The 525-nt window shown below is 32.4% G+C and carries 1 protein-coding gene; it reads right to left on the minus strand.

The features are described 5' to 3' along the window. The coding region (locus tag IE124_RS36445; protein WP_189514091.1) for an FAD-dependent oxidoreductase at positions 1 to 525 on the minus strand (525 nt) is incomplete at both ends.

The raw sequence follows: 525 nt of genomic DNA on the forward strand, positions 1-525 counted from the left end.
AACCCTTGTTTTGTTAATATTTTTGATATTTCTTTAGCTAAACTTTCATCTACAGCTGGAAATACTTGATCTAAAGCGTCCAATATAGTAACCTTGCTGCCTAGTCTACTCCAAACTGAACCTACTTCTATCCCAATAATACCTGCTCCTATTATACCTAGCCGCTTAGGTACATCCTGTAAACTTAATGCAGCTGCTGAGTCTATTATTGTATGTCCATTGAATGGAGCCTGCTTAATGCTGCTAGGAATAGATCCAGAAGCAATAATAATATTCTTAGCTTTAAAAATACTCTTTTTTCCGTTGTGAGAAACTTCTACTTTTTTTTCATTTAAAATCTTACCAGTTCCTTTCAATACTATTACCCCATTAGTTCTAAACAAAGCATCAATTCCATTAATTAAACTACAAACAATTTTATTTTTATGCCTTATCATCTTTTTTATATCGATCCTAAGCTTCTCAATCTTAATACCTAATTCTTCGAATTTATCCCTCGCCTCAATAAACTTATGGGATATTTCT

Source organism: Streptomyces narbonensis (assembly GCF_014649015.1).
In the GTDB taxonomy this organism is placed as follows: domain Bacteria; phylum Actinomycetota; class Actinomycetes; order Streptomycetales; family Streptomycetaceae; genus Streptomyces; species Streptomyces narbonensis.